The sequence below is a fragment of the Pseudomonas sp. GXZC genome, assembly GCF_026967615.1.
Taxonomy (GTDB): domain Bacteria; phylum Pseudomonadota; class Gammaproteobacteria; order Pseudomonadales; family Pseudomonadaceae; genus Aquipseudomonas; species Aquipseudomonas azotoformans_A.
In genome coordinates this window covers 4,728,170-4,742,300 of sequence record NZ_CP114115.1, presented here as the reverse complement: position 1 = coordinate 4,742,300, position 14,131 = coordinate 4,728,170, and the positions used below count along the sequence as shown (strand labels likewise).

The window sequence follows — 14,131 nt, the reverse complement described above, 5'->3', positions numbered from 1 at the left end:
TCACATGAGTATTCTTCACGCACGCGAGCTCGACATTGGCTACGGCACCACGCGCATCGTGCAAGGCCTGTCCTTTGCGCCGCCGACCGGAAAGGTCACCGCCTTGATCGGTCCCAATGGCTGCGGCAAGTCGACCCTGCTCAAGGCCTTCGCGCGCATCCTCCAACCGACCCAGGGCGAACTGACCCTGGATGGCCAGGCCTACGCCAGCCTGTCTGCCCGCGAGTTGGCACGGCAGATCGCGTTCTTGCCACAGGTGCTGCCGGTGCCGGAAGGTGTCAGCGTGCGCCAGTTGGTCGCCTATGGCCGCAGCCCGCATAACTCGCTGTGGGGGCGTTTGAGCGGCAGTGATCAAACTCACGTGAACCAAGCCATGCAGCGCCTGGAACTGGACGTGTTGGCTGATCGCGCATTGGCCGATCTGTCCGGCGGCCAGCGTCAACGCGCCTGGCTGGCGATGGTGTTGGCGCAGAATGCGCCGGTGGTGTTGCTGGATGAACCCACCACCTACCTCGACATCAGCCATCAAGTCGAACTCATGGACTTGATGGGCGAACTGGCTGCTGAAGGCAAGACCGTGATCACGGTGCTGCACGACATCAACCAGGCTTGTCGGTATGCCGACCATTTGGCGGTGATGCACGGCGGCAAGTTGGTGGCAGATGGTGCGCCGGGGGCGGTGATCAGTGCCGAGTTGATGCGCCAGGTGTTTGATGTGCAGGTGCAGATCATCAATGAGCCGGTGTCCGGCACACCGATGTGCGTGGTGGAAAAAAGCACCCGTTTTCAAGCCTGACGCGGGTCAAATGTGGGAGTTCAGTTGATTTCCACTGCTTTCTTCACGTCGATTGCCTTGGGCAACAGGCGGTTCTGATAAAACAGATCCGCCGTCGCCTGCTGCGCCGCGATGATCGTGTCGTCAATCGGCAAGATCGGCGAAGGCGGGCGGTTATCCATGTAACGCGCAATCACCTCGGCAGGCAGCCCCATAAACCCTGTCAGCACTTTCAAGCTGTCTTCACGCTGGCTGCGGGTGAGCGCTTCGGCAGCGCTGAGTTCATCGAGCAGGTCATGCACAAAAAGCCCGTTGGCCTTCGCATAGTCGCGCCGCGCGGTATACACCGGCCCCGATAATCCGAGGCCTTCACCATTGGCCAGCACATGGCTGGGGCTCTGGCTCAATGCCAAGGATGAATAGGGCTCCCAAATGGCCCAGGCATCCACGCTGCCTTGTTCGAACGCGGCGCGCGCGTCGGCAGGTGGCAGGTACACCGGCTGGATGTCCTTGTAGCTCAGGCCGGCTTTGTTCAGGGCGCGCAGGATCAGGTTGTGGGAACTGGAGCCCTTCTGGAAGGCGACTTTCTTGCCCTTCAGGTCCGCGACTGAATGCAACGGGCTATCGTTGCGCACCAGGATGGTTTCGGCGCTGGGCTTGGGCGGTTCGGCGCCGATGTAGACCAGGTCCGCCCCCGCCGCCTGGGCGAACAGTGGCGGGATGTCGCCGGTCGAGCCCACGTCCAGTGCGCCGACGTTCAGTGCTTCCAGCATCTGCGGGCCAGCGGGGAATTCGATCCACTTCACTTTGGTCTGCGGGAAGCGTTTTTCCAGCAGGCCATGTTCCTTGGCGAGTACCAGGGCGATGGAGCCTTTCTGGTAACCGATGCGCAAGGTGGTGGGGTCGGCCGCCAGTGCGGTTTGAGTGACGGCCAGCAGGGCGAGTAACAGCGCCGTAATCTTCATGCATCGTCCTTTTTGAAGCGGTTTTCGGGGCGCGCCAAGCCGAGGTTTTCACGCAAGGTGGAGCCGGTGTATTCGGTGCGAAACAGGCCGCGCCGTTGCAGCTCCGGCACGACCCATTGGGCGAAATCCTCCAGCCCACCCGGAAGGTGCGGCACCAGGATATTGAAACCATCGGCAGCGCCGTTTTCGAACCAGCGTTGTAGCTCATCGGCGATCTGCGCGGGCGTGCCGATCAGGCTGTAATGCCCGCGACCACCGGCGATCCGTCGGCCCAACTGGGCGAGGGTCAGGTGTTCGCGGTGAGCCAGGTCACTGAGCAATTGTTGACGGCTGCGTTGCCCGCTGTCGGTCAGCGGCAACTCCGGCAACGGCCCGTCCAACGGGTAGCCGGACAAGTCGAAATTACCCAGCATGCGGCCGAGCAAGGCGACGCCCACTTCGGGCTCGACCAGGTCCTGGAACGCCTCGAATTTCGCCTGGGCTTCGGCCTCGGTCTGGCCGACCACTACGAACACCCCCGGCATGATTTTCAGCGAATCCGGCTCACGCCCGTATCTTTCAAGGCGCCCCTTGAGGTCCGCATAAAACGCCTGGGCGTTCTCCAGCGATGTTTGCGCGGTAAACACCACCTCGGCGGTTTGCGCGGCCAGTTCACGGCCGGTTTCCGATGAGCCCGCCTGCACGATCACCGGTTGGCCCTGGGGCGAGCGCGCCACGTTCAGCGGGCCTTTGACGCGAAAGTGTTCGCCGACATGGTCCAGCACATGCCGTTTCGCCGGGTCGTAGTAGGTGCCGCTGGCCTTTTCCCGCACGAAGGCATCGTCTTCCCAGCTGTCCCACAACCCGGTCACGACCTGATGAAACTCCCTGGCGCGGCTGTAGCGCTCAGCATGGCCAAGGTGTTCATCGCGGCCGAAATTCTGCGCTTCAGCGGCGGCATCCGACGTCACCAGGTTCCAGCCGGCACGGCCGCCGGACAGGTGATCCAGCGAGGCGAATTTGCGCGCTACGTGGTAGGGCTCGTTGTAGGTGGTGGTTGCCGTGGCGATCAGGCCGATGTGGTCCGTCACTGCACTCAACGCCGAGAGCAACGTCAGCGGTTCGAAGTGATCCGAACGTGCCATATGGCTGGCGATTTCACCCGTGGCCGCCGCAATGCTATCCGCCACGAACAGCGCATCGAACCTGGCCGCTTCAGCCACCCGCGCCAGGTGCTTGTACTGGGCAAAATCCAGCCCGGCATTGGCCGGCACGTCCGGGTGGCGCCAGGCGGCGACGTGGTGCCCGGTGGCCATGAGAAAGGCGCCGAGTTTGAGTTGACGGCTCATGCTTAGAAATCCTTGCGCAGTTGCACGCCGAAGTAACGTTCGTCGTCACGGGGCACGGCGCGGTAGATGTAGTTGCCGCCGCTGGCCAGCAGCGGTGAGTAGGATTTGTCGGCGAGGTTCTTCGCCAGGAATGCGACGCGCCAGCCATTGCTGTAGTCGGCCAGGGCCACGCTGGCGTTCCAGATGCCGTAGGCGCCTTGTTTGGTGTCGAGGTTCTGGCTGATGTCGTACTGCACTTCGCTCTGCCAGCTGTAGTCGGTGCCCAGCTCGATGTCCAGGCCGTTATCCAGCGGTATGGTGTAGTCGGCGCGCACGTAGCTTTTCCAGTCCGGGCTGAAGGGCAGCGGTTTGCCATTCACGTTGCAGGTTGCGGCGGCACCGGCCGGGCAGGCGAATTCATCGATGCGCGCGCGGGTGTAGGCCAGGGCACCGGACAGCTTGAGCTGCTGGGTGGCTTGCAAGGCGTAATCCAGCTCGACGCCTTCGGTGCTCACGCTGCCAGCGTTGATCAGGCGCGTCACCACTTGCCCGGCGACCGTGTCGAAAAAGTTGGCCTGGTAGTTGTCGTAATCGCTGTGGAACACCGCCAGGTTGGTGGTCAGGCGGTTGTTCCAGGCGGTGGCCTTGATCCCGGCTTCCCAGGTGTTGGAGGTCTCCGGCTTGAGCGCGTCCGTGTCTCGCGGTTGCATATTGAAGAACACGTTGTACGCCGGGCCTTTGTAGCCGCGCGAATAGGTGAGGTAGCTGGTGACGCTGTCGCTGATGTCGTACTGCACACCCAGGCGCCCGGACCAACCGTCTTCGTCCACCGAGCCGGAACTGGACGTGGCCGGTTGAATCCCGCTGACCGTGGTGGCCGAAGTGGAGACACGGCGGTGATCGTACTTCAGGTCATCGTGGGTGTAGCGCAGGCCGGCGATGCCACGAAAGCGCGAGGTGAAGTTCAGCGTGGTCTCGCCGAACACTGCGTAGCTGTCGTTGGTGGTGCTGTAGTCGGCGATGCCACGGTCGGTGCGCGTGGTGGTCGTGAGGGTGCGCTGGTAGGTTTCTTCATCCTTGCCGTGCATGTAGAACAGGCCGCCGACATATTCCAGGAACTCACCTTTGGGCGAGGCCAGGCGCAGTTCCTGGGAGTATTGGTTGAACTCCAACTGGCCTTTGTCGGCGGTACCGGGGAACGCGGCGGTCACCGTGCCAAGGCGGTCGCCGTCCTGGTATTGGGTGTTGTCCCAGCCGCGCCAGGCGGTGATCGACGTCAGGGTGTAGTCGCCGAGGTTCCAGTCCAACTGGGCAGACAGGCCTTTGTTGGTGTCTTCCACGTGGCTGCGAGTGTCGGTGTTGATGTCGCGGTTGTCGCTGGAGGCCCGCACCGGGCTCAGCGCGTTGGCGAACGCCGGGGTCAGGGACTTGCTGACCACGCCATTCGGCGCGTCGTCGTGGGACTGCATGTAGTCAGCGATCAGGGTCAGTTTCAGGTCGTCGTTGGGGGTGAATTCCAACTTGCCGCGAATGCCCTTGTGGTTGTAGCCGTTGACCTCCTGGCCATTGTGCTGGTTGTCGACATTACCGTCGTAGCTGCCGAACAGCGTACTGATCGAACCTTTGAGCACATCCGGCACCAGGCTGCCGCCGATGCCGAACCGGGTGCGGCTTTCATTGCCGCTGTAGAACGATTGGTCGACATAGCCGTGGGTTTCAGCCGTGGGCGCCTTGCTGGTGATGTTCAGCACGCCGGCTGAGGCGTTCTTGCCGAACAGCGTACCTTGGGGCCCGCGCAGCACTTCGATGCGTTCCAGGTCGAGCAGGTCGAGGGTGGCCTGGCCGGGACGGGCGTAGACCACACCGTCGATCACCGTGGCCACCGTCGGCTCGACGCCGGGGGAGGTGGAAATGGTGCCCACGCCGCGCACGAACAACGAGGTGTCCTTGTTCGAGGCGCCGGTGCGGAAGTTCAGCGACGGCACCTGCTGCGCGATGCTCGCCACGCCGTTGCGGTTGTCGCGCTCCAGCTGTTCGCCATCGAGGACCGAGACGGCCACCGGGACTTTTTGCAGTGGTTCTTCGCGGCGGGTGGCGGTGACGGTCACGGATTTGAGTGTCGGCTCCTGCGCATCGGCCGCAAAGACACCGGGGGCGGGAAGGGCGGTCAACCCGGCCAGGATCAGGAAAGTGCTGCGTTGGAAGTTGTGCATGCTGTGCCCGCTCGAAAAGAATGCCCTGAACCGCTGCGGTTCTTGCGACCGTCAGCGCCTGTGAAATGTCTTTGGCATTCGCTCGAGCGAGTAGCAGACAACGCGCCTTGTTAGCGCTAACATCGGCATTATTGGTAGGTCTGGTTTAGAACGTCAAATACTGAAAAATTAGTCCTATATTCTTTTTGGTTTTTAACAGGATCATCCCGTGAGCGAAGACAAACCGCGCAAACGCCGTGGCGCCGGGCGTGTCACCTTGAACACCGTGGCCCGTCAGGCCGGGGTGTCGGCAATTACCGTGTCGCGTTACTTCAACCAGCCGGAGCAGGTCTCGCCCGAACGCCGCGAGCGCATCGCCGAGGTGGTGGCCGAGTTGGGTTATGTGCCCAACCTGGTGGCCGGTGGGCTGGCGTCGGCGCGTGGGCGCATCGTGGCGATGGTGATCCCGAACATCTCGGGGCCGATCTTTGCCAATACGATCCAAGGCTTCAGCGACACCCTCAGCCGGCATGGCTATCAACTGTTGTTGGCGTCCAGTTACTTCAGCGCCGAGCAGGAAGAGAGTGCGGTGCGTGCGTTCCTTGGCTGGTCGCCGGCGGCGCTGGTACTGACCAGTCGCTTCCACAGCGCGGCGACTGAAAAGATGATCGCCGACGCGGATATTCCGGTGGTGGAAACCTGGGACTACGTGCCCGAACGCGCACCGTTGCAGATCGGGTTTTCCCACTTCGAAGTGGGCGTCACCGCTGCGCGCTATCTGCATGGGCAGGGTTATCGGCGCATTGCTTTCGTGCAGAACAGTGCAGCCGGGGACTTCAGCGCCATGGAGCGGGGCGAGGGTTTCGCCGCGACCTTGATCGCGTTGGGTGTGCAGCCCTGGGTCTTCTCTCCCGACCCAGATCGCGCACCCTTCGAAGCGGGTAAACAGGCCATGGAAGTATTGATGAGCCATGCCACGCCGCCGGATGCGATCTTCTTCGCCAATGACAACCTGGCGGCCGGTGGTTTGCTGGCTGGGCAGCGGGCCGGACTGAAGATCCCCGAGCAGTGCGCAGTGCTCGGTTTCGGCGATTACCCGTTCGCCGAAATGCTGCTGCCGAGCCTGAGTACGATCAAACCGCCCGCATTGGAAATAGGTGTATTGGCCGCCACGCGTGTCCTGGAAAGTTTGGGTGTGCTGCCTGTAGAAGATGAAGTAACGCGTTTGAATTTATTGGAGTGCCGTTTGATCGCGCGTGAAAGCGCCTAAGTGGCTAATTGCAACTAGTCGAGTGATGGCTATTAGCTGCTAAGGCTCTGGCGCGAGTGTCTTGGCGCTTATATTTATTTTATTCCCCTCCTTCAGGAACTAGGTCTATAACTTCCAGTCGATAACCCCGGCTTACTCTATACGGGGTTGTGGCTAACTAATGGCATGTTCCCGTAGTTTCAAATAGCCATACTTTCTCGCAACACTAGATACCTGAACATTATGTCGTCAGCGCCTATCGATGCCTGCCAGATGCAAATCCCGCACCCCGAACAGGTGTGCGCGTGGCTGATGCAGCATGCCGGGCTGAAAACGGTGGATCTGGAGCGCGCCCGACGCTTGTCCACGGACGACCTGCTGAGCCTGCTGACGCGCTTGGGCCTGGTCTCCGAAGTCGAACTGGCGCGTGCCTGGGCCGCGTTGCTCGACGCGCCGCTGCTGCTGGCCGACGCCGCACCGCCGTTGCTCGATCCCTTGCCTGCACTGACCGAACGCTTCATGCGTCACTATCAAGTGGTGCCCATGGGCTGGCACCAGAACGGCCTGCGGGTGCTGGCGGCCAACCCGGCGCAACGGTATCCGTTCGAGGCCCTGGCCTATGCGTGCCAGGTGCCGGTGTGGCTGGCGATCGGCCCGCGCAACGAAGTCGACACCCTGATCGAGCGCTACTACGGCCAGGGCCGCTCGGCGATGGGCACGCTGATCGAGAACCTCGATGAGCAGGGCGGCACCCAGGAAGATATCGAACACCTCAAGGACATGGCTTCCGAAGCGCCGGTGATCCGCCTGGTCAACCTGATCCTGCAACGCGCGGTGGAGCAGCGCGCCTCGGATATCCATATCGAACCCTTCGAAAACCAACTCAAGGTGCGCTATCGCATCGACGGCGTACTGCACGACGCCGAAGCGCCGCCGGCCAGTTCGTCGGCGGCGGTGATTTCGCGGGTGAAGATCATGGCGCGGCTGGACATCGCCGAACGTCGGCTGCCACAGGACGGGCGCATCATGCTGCGTATCCAGGGCAAGGAACTCGACCTTCGCGTGTCCACGGTGCCCACCAGTTTCGGTGAGTCGGTGGTGCTGCGCCTGCTGGACCGGCAAACCGTGCAGTTCGACTTCCCAAGCCTGGGCTTCGACGGCCAGCGCCTGGCCACTTTCCTCGACCTGCTGGAACGGCCCCACGGCATCCTGCTGGTCACCGGGCCCACCGGTTCCGGCAAGACCACCACGCTCTACACCGCGCTGTCGCGGCTCAACACCGCCGAGCGCAAGATCATCACCGTGGAAGACCCGGTGGAGTACCAGCTCGAAGGCATCAACCAGATCCAGGTCAAGCCCGCCATCGGCCTGGACTTCGCCGGGGCGCTGCGCTCCATCGTGCGCCAGGACCCGGACGTGATCATGATCGGCGAGATCCGCGACCTGGAAACCTGCCGCATCGCCATTCAATCGTCGCTGACCGGTCACTTGGTGCTTTCCACCCTGCACACCAACAGCGCCGCGGCGAGTATCACGCGGCTGCTGGACATGGGGGTGGAAAGCTACCTGATCGCCTCGACCGTCAGCGGCATTCTCGCCCAGCGCCTGGTGCGGCGCCTGGACCCGGCCAGCCGCGTGGCCTTTGAAGCGCCGCCGGAACTGATCGCAGAACATGGGCTGGATCGTCTGACCGAACAACGGCCGATCCTGCTCTATCGCGGTGACTATCACGGCCGCAGTGCCCTGACCGAGCTGCTGGTGATGAACGACGAACTGCGCGGCCTGTTGATGCGTCACGCCGATGCCGCCACGTTGGAACAGGCTGCTCGCCGCGCTGGTTTGCGCACCCTGTATGAAGAGGGACTGCGCCAAGCGCTGGCGGGTATTACCTCGTTGGAAGAAGTGCTGCGCGTTACCCGTGGGGACGGCGCGTGAGCCTGTTCAAGTTCCGCGCCCTGGACAGCCACGGTGTGCCGCACAACGGTACGCTGCAAGCCAAGGATCAAGTCGCCGCCGTCGCGGCCCTGCACAAGCGCGGCCTGTTGCTGTTGCAGATTGAAGCTGCCGGCAGCCCCTTGCTGCGCAACCCACGCGGGCAGTTGAAGGGCGCGGCGTTGGTGAGTTTTACCCAGCAACTGGCCACGTTGCTGGGTGCCGGTCAGCCCCTTGAGCGTTCCCTTGGACTGTTGCTCAAGCAACCCGGCCAACCCCAGGTGCGTGCACTGATCGAGCGCATCCGCGATCACGTCAAGGCGGGTAAACCCCTGTCCGCCGCATTGGAACAAGAGGGCGGCAGCTTCTCACCGTTGTACCTGAGCATGGTGCGTGCCGGTGAAGCCGGTGGCGCGCTGGAAAGTACCCTGCGTCAGCTCAGCGATTACCTGGAACGCAGCGAGCGGCTGCGCGGCGAGGTGATCAATGCGCTGATCTATCCTGCCTTCCTGGTGGTGGGCGTGCTCGGTTCCCTGGCGTTGTTGCTGGCGTATGTGGTGCCGCAGTTCGTGCCGATTTTCCAGGACCTGGGCGTACCGATTCCATTGATCACCGAAGTAATTCTGGCCTTGGGTGAGTTCCTTGGCGCCTATGGCCTGGTGGTGTTGGCCGGGCTGATCGTCGGCGGTGGGTGCTGGGCCGTACGCCTGCGCAATCCAGCATTTCGCGAACAATACGATCGACGCCTGCTCGGCATCCGTGTGATCGGCCCGTTGCTGCAACGGGTCGAGGCGGCACGCCTGACGCGTACCCTCGGCACGCTGCTCAGCAACGGCGTGGCGTTGCTGCACGCCTTGGTGATCGCGCGGCAAGTCTGCACCAACCGCGCGTTGCAGGCTCAGGTGGCGCATGCGGCGGAATCGGTGAAAGGCGGCGGCACCCTCGCCAGCGCGTTTGGCAGCCAGCCGCTGTTGCCCGAACTGGCGCTGCAAATGATTGAAGTCGGCGAACAGGCCGGCGAACTCGACAGCATGCTGCTCAAGGTGGCCGACATCTTCGACGTCGAAGCCAAGCGCGGCATCGACCGCCTGCTGGCCGCACTGGTGCCGTCTTTGACCGTGGTCATGGCGGTGCTGGTGGCGGTGATCATGTTGGCGATCATGCTGCCGCTGATGAGCCTGACCAGCAATATATGAAGGAGCTTGACCCATGAGAAAACCCCGCCGCCAAAGCGGTTTCACCCTGTTGGAAATGCTCGCGGTGATCGTGCTGCTGGGCATCGTCGCCACCATCGTCGTGCGCCAGGTCGGCGGCAATGTGGACAAGGGCAAGTACGGCGCGGGCAAGGCGCAACTGGCCAGCTTGAGCATGAAGATCGACAGCTACGCCCTCGACGTCGGCGCACCACCCACCAGCCTGCAACAGCTGGTGGACAGACCCGGCGGCTATGCCAAACCGTCAGACCTCAAGGACCCGTTCGGGCATGCCTTCGGCTATCGTTTTCCCGGCGAGCACGGCGCCTTCGACCTGATCTTCTACGGCCAGGATGGCCAACCGGGTGGCGAAGGTTATAGCGCCGACCTGGGCAATTGGGAGTAACGCCGCCATGTTCCAGCGCGGCTTTACCCTGCTGGAGATGCTGGTGGTGATCCTGTTGATCAGCCTCGCCGCCAGCTTGCTGGGGCTGGGCGTACGCCAGGGCCTGCAGGCGGCAAAAGAACGCCGCGCTGTGGGGCAGATGGTGGAGGCGCTGCGCACCACGCGGGCGGGGGCGATAGTCAGCGGGCAGGCGGCACGGACTTCATTCGATATGGAAGGCCGTACGTTCCAGGCGCCGGGACGTGCGCTGCAACGGTGGCCGTCCGAGCTGCAAGTGACGCTGCACACTGCGGAGCAGGTGGGCCCTGGCGTCGAGTTCTATCCCGACGGCAGCTCCACCGGTGGCAATCTGTTGGTGGCCAGTGGCACCCGGCGTTGGCGCATCGATATCGGCTGGCTCACCGGCAGCGTCCAACCCAAGGCGCTGCCATGAAGCGGCAAGGCGGTTTCACGCTGCTGGAAATGCTTGCCGCGCTGACGCTGATGGCGGTGTGCAGCACGGTGCTGCTGGTTGCGTTCGGCCAAAGCGCGCGCTCGTTGTCCCAGGTGGCCCACAGTGATCGGCTTACCCATGCGGCGCTGACGATTTTCGATCAGGAGGCTGCAGGGCGACTGAGCAACGGCGTCAGCCAGGGCGAACTGGACGGCATCCGCTGGCAACTGACCAGTACCCGACAACAAACCCATATTTTTCGCCTCGACCTGGTCCTCAGTGAGGGTCCGCACCAGGCCCGTTTCAGCACCTTGAAGGCGCGCCTGTGAAGCGCCGCGAGCAGGGCTTTACCTTGCTGGAAATCCTCGTGGTGCTCAGTTTGTTGGGCGTTTTGCTGGTGCTGGTTGGGGGCGCATTGCTGGGTGCCAATCGCGCCGTGTCCAAGGCCCAGGCGTATACCGTGAGCCTGGACGAAGTGCGCGCCGCCCAACAGTTTTTACGCACGGCGATCAGCGAGGCGTTGCCGTTGGCGGTGGGCGAGGGGGATGGATTTTTCGTTGGCACGGCGCAGCGGCTGGAATTCGTCTCGACCTTGCCCGGCGTGCTCGGTGGCGGAATCCACCGGTTCAGCCTGCAACGGGTCGAACAGGATTTGCAGGTCGGGTTTTCTCAACGTGAACCCCAGGTGTTGCTGAACCACCTTGAGGGCCTGCAATTCAGTTATCGCGGCGTGTCTGCGCTGGGTCAGCCCACCGGTTGGGTCAGTGACTGGCCATGGCCCAGGCGCTTGCCTGCGGCCGTGCGCATCGCCGCCAACGTCGACGGCCCGGTGCCCTGGGTGACCCAGGTGATTGCCCTGCGCTTGAACCTGTCCAGCGGGAGCGTGGAAGAGTGAGGCGCCAACGCGGTGCGGCCCTGCTGCTGGTGCTGTGGGTGCTGGCGTTGCTCAGCGTGTTGCTCGGCGGCCTGGCCGGCTGGGTGCAGTTGGAAAGCCGCCAGGCCCTGTGGCTGCGCCAGCACACACAAACCGTGCTGGCCGCCGAAGCCGGTATCGCCCTGGTCATGACCGACCGGCGCTGGGTGGCCGATGGTCGCGAGATCCCCCTGACGTTTGATGATGCCCAACTGCACGTCAGCCTGCGCAGTGAGCGCGGCAAGCTCTACCTGATCAACGCCGAGGCGCAGGACTTCACCCGCCTGGCCCTGGCCTGCGGCGCCACCCCGGCCCAGGCGACGCAACTGTCCAAGGCTCTCCAAACACGCCGCCAACAAGGCCTGGCGCCGTTCCGGGTGCTGGAAGAAGTGCGCCAACTGCCTGGCATGACCCAAACCCTCTACAGCCAGTTGCTGCCCGAGATCACCTTGTGGAGCGACCTGGATCGCCCCGATCCCGCCTTCGCCAGCCCGCTGATGCGCAAGGCGCTGAACCTGCCGCGCCAGAACGCCGAAGGTGTCGACCCTGGCGAAGTACTGGTGGTCGACAGCCGCGCTGAGCGCCCCGGTGGTTATCAGGCGCGGCTGCAAGTCACCGTTTTATTGAGCCCATCGGAGGACAGCGCACAACCCTATCGGGTGTTGCGTTGGCAAGAATGAATCGACTGGAACCCATCGCCCGACACTGGCGCGGTAGCCTGCTGCAACAGGGTTGGCGCTTGTGGCTCGCGGAGTTGCGCGCCTGTGTGCCGAGTTGGCTGGCACGGCCAGAACCGCCGGAGCAGATCCACCACTGGCCGTTGGCGGCGTCGGTTGCGTCGGACAGCACGCGCCAGGTGCTGATGCTTGGCGCGGGTGACGTACTGCTGCAACACGTGCAACTGCCATTGGCCGCCGGGCGTAACCTCAACACGGTGGTGGGTTATGAACTGGACCGCTACACCCCATTCGAGGCCGACCAACTCTACTTCGTCGCGCGCCAGGAAAGGCGCACGCCGACGCACCTTGAGGTTACGCTGGTGGCGATCCTGCGCGAACGCCTGGACCCGATCCTCACCGACTGCGCTGCACTCGGCCTGCACCCCCATCGCGTGGATGCGGCCAACCTCGGCATCGACCTGCTGCCCCCGCCGCTGCGCCCGCGCCAGCGTCCGCCGGGCATGGGTTTGCAACGCAGCCTGCCGTGGTTGTGCGGGGCCTTGCTGATCGCGGCGATGCTGCTGTGGCTCAACGACCGTCAACGCGTCATCGACGCCATGCACGCCAGTGTGCAGCAACAGAAAGCCGAGGTCGCCGAAGTGCATGCCCTGCGCCAGCAACTGCTCAATACCCGTGGCGCGGCCCAGTACCTCATCCGGCGCAAACTGGCGCAACCGCCCCTGGCCGCGCTACTCAACGACCTGACCACTTGCCTGCCCGCCGACACCTGGCTGGATCAGTTGGACGTCAAGGACGGCGAGATTTCCCTCTCAGGTCAAAGCGCCAAGGCCAGCGCACTGATTACCCGCATCAAAGGCTGCCGCAGCCTGGAGAACGCCCAGTTCGAAGGGGTGATCCAACCCGATGCCCGCACCGGCAAGGACCAGTTTGCCTTGCGCGCCCACCTACGCCAGGAGGCCGCCGATGCGCCGACCCCTCACACCCCGTGAACGCCGCGGTGCTGCCTTGCTGGTGTTGGCGTTGGTGCTCGGCACGGCCTACTGGCTGCTGGTCGACAGCTGGTTCGCCGGCCCCCTGCGCGACATGGGCGAACAGGCCGAACAGTTGCGCGAGCAACAGCAACGCTACGCCGGCGTGTTGCGTCAACGTGATGCGCTGCGCCAACAGCTTGAGCAAGCCCGCCAGGACCCCGCCAGCAGCACCAGTCTGTTGCCGGGGGATGACCCCGACGTGGTGGCCGCCGACCTGATGCAGCGCCTTGCCGACCTGATCAACAGCCACGCCAACCTCGGCGGCGGTTGCAGCCTGACCCAGCGCAAGCCCATCACGCCGGAGCAGGACGACGGCGAGCCGTATCGCCAGGTCAAGGTCAGCCTGACCCTCGATTGCGCCATCGAACCCCTGGAAGCGCTGTTGCATGAGCTGGAGTATCAGCCGCCGTTCTTGTTCGTGGATGAACTGCGTATTCGTCGCAGCCAGCAGGCGCCGGCCAATGGCGGTGCAGGCAAGTTGGTGGTGCACCTGCTGGTGCGCGGTTACCTGCAACCGGCGCGGGTGACGCCATGATCAGCAGATTACGCCCCGTGGAGTGGGGCTTGCTCGGCTTGTCGGGATTGCTGGGCGTGTTGATGGCGGTGATCCTCAGCAGCATCGGTGATGAGCCGCAATGGCTGCCTGACGCGCCCACGCGCGCCCATCCCACCGCCCGGGTGCAGATCGCGCCGAGCGTCCCGCTGGAACACCTCGCCGCCACATGGCAGGCGCCGTTGTTCAGCCCGGATCGCAGCCCGGATCGCGTCGTGGGCAAAGCCCAGGTCACCAGCCTGGCCAACCTGACCCTCAGCGGCATCATGATCACCGGCAATCTGCAAATGGCCATGCTCAAGCAGGCCGACGGCCGCGCCCTGACGGTCCGCCTCGGCCAGGCCTTGCCCAACGGCTGGCGCCTGGACCACCTGACCCCGCAATCCGCCCGATTCAGCCTGGACGGCCGCACGCAAACCTTGAGCTTCTACGCCAAGCGCCTACCGCCGCCGTCCACTCGGCCCCCCATTACTTTGCCCCGCGAGCCTCTCCATTGATCGAC

15 protein-coding genes are annotated in these 14,131 nt (G+C 63.7%); 12 read left to right on the top strand and 3 right to left on the bottom strand.

The annotated features are described in order from the left end of the window. Window positions 1–4 precede the first annotated feature (4 nt). Window positions 5–796 carry a Fe(3+) dicitrate ABC transporter ATP-binding protein FecE gene (fecE, locus tag OZ428_RS22140; RefSeq protein ID WP_269131312.1) on the top strand — a complete coding sequence of 264 codons (792 nt, stop codon included), beginning with the start codon at window positions 5–7 and terminating at the stop codon, window positions 794–796. 20 nt (window positions 797–816) lie between these two features. Here fecE and OZ428_RS22135 read toward each other — a convergent pair whose 3' ends face one another. The 3 genes from OZ428_RS22135 to OZ428_RS22125 are packed head-to-tail and all read right to left on the bottom strand — an operon-like array spanning window position 817 to window position 5,260. Further along, window positions 817–1,740, bottom strand: coding sequence for a sulfonate ABC transporter substrate-binding protein (locus OZ428_RS22135; RefSeq protein ID WP_269131311.1), 924 nt, complete (start codon window positions 1,738–1,740; stop codon window positions 817–819). Then, entirely contained in the window at window positions 1,737–3,068 is a 1,332-nt protein-coding gene (locus OZ428_RS22130; protein WP_269131310.1) for an LLM class flavin-dependent oxidoreductase, read from the bottom strand. The genes OZ428_RS22135 and OZ428_RS22130 overlap by 4 nt, the downstream gene beginning before the upstream one ends. 2 nt (window positions 3,069–3,070) lie before the next feature. Next, on the bottom strand, window positions 3,071–5,260 hold the full coding sequence (locus OZ428_RS22125) for a TonB-dependent receptor (RefSeq protein WP_269131309.1): 2,190 nt from the start codon (window positions 5,258–5,260) through the stop codon (window positions 3,071–3,073). Window positions 5,261–5,468: 208 nt separating this feature from the next. On the opposite strand from OZ428_RS22125, the gene OZ428_RS22120 reads away from it, so the two are divergent. From OZ428_RS22120 to OZ428_RS22070, 11 genes are all read left to right on the top strand, one after another. Continuing rightward, complete coding sequence (locus OZ428_RS22120) at window positions 5,469–6,509, top strand: LacI family DNA-binding transcriptional regulator (RefSeq protein WP_269131308.1); 1,041 nt, start codon at window positions 5,469–5,471, stop codon at window positions 6,507–6,509. Window positions 6,510–6,761: 252 nt separating this feature from the next. Next, on the top strand, window positions 6,762–8,423 hold the full coding sequence (gene gspE / locus OZ428_RS22115; RefSeq protein ID WP_442964848.1) for a type II secretion system ATPase GspE: 1,662 nt from the start codon (window positions 6,762–6,764) through the stop codon (window positions 8,421–8,423). Continuing rightward, window positions 8,420–9,616, top strand: coding sequence for a type II secretion system inner membrane protein GspF (gspF, locus tag OZ428_RS22110; RefSeq protein WP_269131306.1), 1,197 nt, complete (start codon window positions 8,420–8,422; stop codon window positions 9,614–9,616). Before gspE ends, gspF begins: the two co-directional genes overlap by 4 nt. Before the next feature lie 13 nt (window positions 9,617–9,629). Continuing rightward, window positions 9,630–10,019, top strand: coding sequence for a type II secretion system protein GspG (locus tag OZ428_RS22105; protein WP_016978124.1), 390 nt, complete (start codon window positions 9,630–9,632; stop codon window positions 10,017–10,019). A 7-nt stretch (window positions 10,020–10,026) separates the two neighbouring features. Next, window positions 10,027–10,452, top strand: a complete 426-nt coding sequence (locus tag OZ428_RS22100; RefSeq protein WP_269131305.1) for a GspH/FimT family pseudopilin — start codon at window positions 10,027–10,029, stop codon at window positions 10,450–10,452. Continuing rightward, window positions 10,449–10,781: a type II secretion system protein gene (locus OZ428_RS22095; protein ID WP_061449051.1), complete on the top strand. Its 333-nt coding sequence runs from the start codon at window positions 10,449–10,451 to the stop codon at window positions 10,779–10,781. The genes OZ428_RS22100 and OZ428_RS22095 overlap by 4 nt, the downstream gene beginning before the upstream one ends. Further along, complete coding sequence (locus OZ428_RS22090; protein ID WP_269131304.1) at window positions 10,778–11,347, top strand: prepilin-type N-terminal cleavage/methylation domain-containing protein; 570 nt, start codon at window positions 10,778–10,780, stop codon at window positions 11,345–11,347. Before OZ428_RS22095 ends, OZ428_RS22090 begins: the two co-directional genes overlap by 4 nt. Next, window positions 11,344–12,045, top strand: coding sequence for a general secretion pathway protein GspK (locus OZ428_RS22085; RefSeq protein ID WP_269131303.1), 702 nt, complete (start codon window positions 11,344–11,346; stop codon window positions 12,043–12,045). The genes OZ428_RS22090 and OZ428_RS22085 overlap by 4 nt, the downstream gene beginning before the upstream one ends. Continuing rightward, the gene (locus tag OZ428_RS22080) at window positions 12,042–13,034 is read left to right on the top strand and encodes a PilN domain-containing protein (protein ID WP_269131302.1); all 993 of its coding nucleotides are present in this window, start codon (window positions 12,042–12,044) and stop codon (window positions 13,032–13,034) included. Before OZ428_RS22085 ends, OZ428_RS22080 begins: the two co-directional genes overlap by 4 nt. Continuing rightward, window positions 13,009–13,611, top strand: a complete 603-nt coding sequence (gspM, locus tag OZ428_RS22075) for a type II secretion system protein GspM (RefSeq protein WP_269131301.1) — start codon at window positions 13,009–13,011, stop codon at window positions 13,609–13,611. Before OZ428_RS22080 ends, gspM begins: the two co-directional genes overlap by 26 nt. Further along, complete coding sequence (locus OZ428_RS22070; RefSeq protein WP_269131300.1) at window positions 13,608–14,126, top strand: general secretion pathway protein GspN; 519 nt, start codon at window positions 13,608–13,610, stop codon at window positions 14,124–14,126. Before gspM ends, OZ428_RS22070 begins: the two co-directional genes overlap by 4 nt. Window positions 14,127–14,131: the final 5 nt, after the last annotated feature.